5 protein-coding genes are annotated in these 5,242 nt (G+C 42.5%); all 5 read right to left on the bottom strand.

Annotation, left to right across the window (positions count from 1 at the left end; genetic code table 11):
• Nucleotides 1-371 precede the first annotated feature (371 nt).
• Nucleotides 372-1,631, bottom strand: coding sequence for a hypothetical protein (locus A0F92_RS11870; protein WP_068246302.1), 1,260 nt, complete (start codon nucleotides 1,629-1,631; stop codon nucleotides 372-374).
• Between the two features lie 118 nt (nucleotides 1,632-1,749).
• Entirely contained in the window at nucleotides 1,750-2,469 is a 720-nt protein-coding gene (locus A0F92_RS15680) for a CmcI family methyltransferase (protein WP_167517063.1), read from the bottom strand.
• 99 nt (nucleotides 2,470-2,568) lie between these two features.
• Entirely contained in the window at nucleotides 2,569-3,414 is an 846-nt protein-coding gene (locus A0F92_RS11860) for an FkbM family methyltransferase (RefSeq protein WP_068246299.1), read from the bottom strand.
• Between the two features lie 21 nt (nucleotides 3,415-3,435).
• Nucleotides 3,436-4,320, bottom strand: coding sequence for a glycosyltransferase family 2 protein (locus tag A0F92_RS11855; protein ID WP_068246297.1), 885 nt, complete (start codon nucleotides 4,318-4,320; stop codon nucleotides 3,436-3,438).
• A 25-nt stretch (nucleotides 4,321-4,345) separates the two neighbouring features.
• On the bottom strand, nucleotides 4,346-5,242 hold an 897-nt coding region (locus tag A0F92_RS11850; protein WP_068246295.1), incomplete at its 5' end, for a hypothetical protein.

The following is a 5,242-nucleotide window of genomic DNA, read 5'->3' as shown; positions in this document are numbered from 1 at the left end:
CCTTTTCCCCTAGCCATGTGCCACCTACTCCCAAACGCACTACTACTCCCCCTTCTTAACCCCTCTTCCAACCGGAGTAGACACTGCGGGGAAAAAATCTACCCTTACCGATATTTTTTGTATTCGTCATTCACGCATAGGCATTTACGTAGATGGGAGTTCGTGGGGGATGCTGCGGTGTTGGGAGCCGCAGCGTCCCTCCGCTCACACACTCTTCCCCGCAGTATCTACCCAAACGGATGCAATGGTAGATTCCTGATTCTACGGCTGCTGTTGCAGCAACGCATGCCGGTGGGGGATGCTGCGGATGCTCATTTCATCAGCCACATTACGCTCCTTTCCGGAGGGAGACACTGCGGGGTACAGTGGTGCTATGGTGCCGCCAAAGGGGCTTCGGCCCTGCGGTAATAAGCCTGGTCAATTAAAATAATACCAAATGCCAAGTAAAAAGCATTGTAAATATTAAACACCCATACCACCGCATAAAATACCAGACCAAATACCAAGAATTTTAACAGCGTGGGTACGGCCAATCGGCTGGCCAAATACCAGGCCATGAAGAACCGCATAAAAAATAGAACAAACCCTCCTTCCAAAATTACCCGAATCAATTCGCCTTCCACATAACCAAATTCCTCCACATAAGGGGAGGTACCAAAAAATTGCGTAGCCCCCTGGTAAGTGGCCCCCAGGCCTACCCCAAATAGTGGATAGTTACCCTGAAAATTCAGGATACGGGGTATATCCCCTTCAATTCGTCTGGATTCCTCCCCATTTTGTACCAGGGTTTCCCGCCGGTTATTGAAATTATTAAAGGCATCTGCTATTTTATTCCCAATCTCTCCAAAATTGCCATATAGGGTAAAAAACAAACCCAGTATAACCACGGGTATAAATAGTGCTGTTAACCTTACCTGTCGGAAACTACGCCATTGGGTAATAATTACCAATACTAATTCAATTGCATAAATATAGGTTACGCCCCTTGAGCCTGATATAAAGCAACCCACCAAACCGGCACCCATTAAGCCCAATACCAGGTTGGGGGAATACCCCTTTTTATAAATATAGCCCACCAAAAAAGGCACTGCAATTAGCAATGCCCCATAGCCGCCAATATAAGAAAAAGTACCGGTTACCCTTACTGCTTTACCCACATTGGCAATATTGCCGCTCACCGCTTCCAAATTGGCATAGCGGTTAATAAAGCTGGTAGCGGGTTGCTGGTATTGTACCATGCCCAATACCACTTCGCCCAATACCACTACTAGTACCGGCCATATCCAGGATTGAATGGTTATATCTTCCCGGTTTTGTAAATACAAAAAAATAAATATCCAAAAATAACTATGTATCAGTATACCCAATAAACCATGGTAAATGGTAAGGTTCAAGGGGTTAAAGGCTTCTGCTACCAACAGCAATAGGTAAAAAGGGAAAGCAGTATTTAAAAACAGGCGGCCAAAAGCCCGGCGACTGGTGAAGAAAAATACCAGGGGCAGCAGCAGTTGGGTTGCAAAAAAGGCATTTCCTACGGTAGTGGACATAAATACCCATTTGCGCAAAACCCCACTGAAGGTGGTAAAGAAAAAACAAAATAAAAAGGTTTGTATCAGTCGTTGTTTACCCATGTAAAGTGGCTGCTTTAAAAATCATCAGGTTTATTAAATACAAACGTCGTTTAAACAAAACGCTATTCATTGGTTTCAAATCCGGTTTAAGTGCTCAAACTATCTTTCTGTCTGAGGGTTACGGAAGTAATACCCCAATTCCTAAACCATTTTGTTGTGGATGCTGTATAATTTCAATGGTATTATCTGCTTGCTGTTTTAACTCATTCCAAAATTTGGGTACTTCACCTACCCACATTGGTGTTATTTCACCATACCGTAAAAAGTTATCGGGTACAATATCGTGAAAAGCCATACAAGTATTGTGTCCAAACATATCTTTATACCCCCAAAAATCAGCTTTTACCCCCATATACCTGTGGTCTCCATCTACAAATATCAAACCTGTTTTAAACCCCTGTGTTAACCGCTTTACTTGCTGAATGGTATTAACATCATAAGAACTGGCATGAATACAATGTACCTGCTTCCCTTTTAAATAAAAATGGAGTTGTGCTGCATTTTTCACATACAGGTCAATCCCAATAACCATTTGTACAGATGCAAAGCATGAGGCCAATAATAAATTATTACCCCCATTCGCAGTACCAATTTCAATCAAAACCTCAGGTGCTATTTTTTTTTCCTGTAACAGTTCAATCAAGGTTAATATTTCGTAACTATTTTGATGAACCCCTAATATTTGGTTGCACACCGTTAACTTTTCTTCCGGACTTGCCGCCTTAATCAAATGTTTACGTAAGGCATATTTTTTGAATGAAAAAACAAAAAGTAACTGTTTTAGCTTGTCTTTTACAATAGGTACAAATGCTTTATTGTTGGTACCTTTTCTTGTCATGTTTGTTTGGTTTTAGTGTGTGCAATAATAATCTTTACACTCGTGTTACCCATTTAAATAGCTTTTCGGTGGGTTGTTAACCGGGCCATTAAGGGCTTCTCATCCAATGCATTGATAGCCTCCATTTTTAAAAGCTTTTTTTACTGCATCTACATCCAGCGTGGCTAAATAATTAGCCGGTTCCCATTGTGAGATATGACCGGTTGAATAAGGGTTCTTCAACAGCACACGATACCATCCTTTTTCTAATCGGTAAATCGTATACCCTTTATGCAATAAAAAGGCAGATACATTAGATGGGAAGATGGCATGGTCTTCAAACAAAATATGGGTAATTTTTTTTTGATTCAACAATTGTTCCCCTCCCTGCAATACTGCCAATTCATGGCCTTCCACATCTATTTTCATTACCGCTACCTGCTCTGTTACCGGTATTAAATGGTCGAGCGTTTCGGTAGTAATGTTTAAACTGCTTTCGGAAAACGAATCAGTAATATGCGCTAAACCTTCGTTATTTGTATGTGCAGGTATTTGTAACAAGGCTTCACCTGCACGGTTTGATAAAGCAAAAGAAAATACCTGAATTTCATGATGGGCGAGGTATTGAACATTTTGATATAAATAAGGCAATACAACGGGGTTGGGTTCAAATGCCCACAGTTTGCCCACCTTGTTCATGGCTTTTGCTGCCACGCCAACAGTAAATCCTATATTAGCACCAATATCTAATACAAATTCTGCATTTTTAGATAGCCGAAACAGCGATTCACTCAGCACAATATCGTAAACACCACTTTGGCCAACTGATTTCCCAATAACTTTAGCTGGATCAATGCGCATTGTAATACCCAATGCAGTTGTAACTATTTGCTCAGTACCCTTCCAGCAAAAACGCCGGATAATCATCTTTGGGTTTAAATAATATTGCGGTTTTTTAAAATCCATTTGTGTTAATTCAGCAGGTCATTAATTATTGTTCATTGTGTACACCCTCTCCCAAAAATAGTGTACCAAATATTTTCTTGTTTTGCATTTGTTTTCTTGTATTGTACCTTCACTTTTTTTTAATGCCAAGAGCAGTGTTTCTACCCATAAACGTAGCATGATGCAGGCAGCAGCGAGATGCGGAAAATGTATTTTCCCATGTTTTTCCATTAAATGCCAACGGCTTTCATAAAACCATTGTACCCTTTTTCCATCTCTAGGTATGGAATTACCGCCCGTATGGCAAATTACATAAGCAGGATTGTATTGTAATAACCAGTTACTGCGATGGATACGCATAGACAGATCATTATCGGCATCCAATACCCGGAAGCTTTCGTCTAAATAACCCATTGCTTCCAAACAGGTTTTTCTAAAACTAACGGCACAGGAAAAAGGTAATAATCGTTTCGAACGAAATATGTTATAGGGTGCCAGGTATTGGTGCAATTGCTGCCCCGCTACCAGGCTCCAAACAGAGGGCTCGGTCATGTAATTCCCACTATCCCTTCCCCGCTCATCTACCGTTTTAAAACCCACACAGCCCAATTGGGGTTGTTGAATATATGCTTCCACCAGCGGCTGTATAAAGGGCTCCAGCGGATAGGCATCCGAATCTAACAACACCACAATATCTCCTTTGGCCGCCCGAAGCCCGCGATTCACGGTTCGGGTATAATGCAGGTTTTCGGCATTGCGCAATACCTGTACCTTTTCGGGAAACACCACTGGGTTGGGTGTGGGCGAACAATCGTCCACAACAATAATTTCCGCAATCCGTTCACCGTCGTATTGCAATAAAGCGGATACATTCCGCTCTACCAAATCCCAGGTATTGTAATTGGGTATAACTACAGATACACGCATGTACTATTTTTATTGGGTTTACCGACTATAATTGATAGGCCTTCAGGTGTTGTTCAAAATCATGTTGCCGGTACCAATGAAAAGCCGCCATGGCCATTTGTTCAAATGGGCACATAGGGTTTACAGGCTGAGCGCTGCTTATATAGTGTTTACCGGCTGCCAATCCATCGAGGTTTCCTTTATGGAAAGGCGCCGTATTCCAAATACAAAGCCCATGCGCCGAATAGGCTGCCCAAACACCCGACTTTCCCAACAAGTGATCGGCATAGTACAGGGCGCCAAATTTTGCCACTGCCATTTGTTTACTCACTTGTTCAGCCGGGAGTATTCCCATCACTTTAACCGGTAAGGCTATGGAGGCATATAAGTCAGCATTCAGGGGTTCGCCTATATCCACAATTGCCATAATGCCCAACCGTTGCAACCATTCAGAATATTGTAAAATGGCCCGGTAGGTGTTGCTGCGCAAAGCTTTACTACCAAATACCACCAAATGGGCTACCCTTGCCCCCCAATCGGGTAATTGTACAGGTTCCGGTATATTCGAAAACAGGCCGATGCATGTACTTTTCATCCCGGCATCGGGGGTATTATCCTGAATGAGGTGCTGTACCAACCGGTTGCTGCAAAATACGCGATTGGCAAGGGCATACAATTGTTTAAAAATTTTTTTTTGTTGCGCATGTAACCAAAACGCTGAAGTCCAGGGTGGGCCGGAGGCATACAGTTCATGAAAAAAAATCAGGATGCGGCAGCCCATGGCCTTTACCCCTTCCATGGCCTTTACCAACCAAAGGGGTACGCCTTTGCGTTGGTAACCATAACCGGAATAATTCAGTATAATGGTGTGTATGTGTAGTTGTTGCACCAGTTGCCGCAAGTGTGTGGCATTGGGCAGCAGCGGAGTATAAGGGTGTAGGAT

Source organism: Hydrotalea flava (assembly GCF_001623405.1).
In the GTDB taxonomy this organism is placed as follows: Bacteria; Bacteroidota; Bacteroidia; order Chitinophagales; family Chitinophagaceae; genus Hydrotalea; species Hydrotalea flava.
The sequence above is the reverse complement of the archived record's forward strand: the minus strand, read 5'-3'. Positions and strand labels throughout refer to the sequence as shown.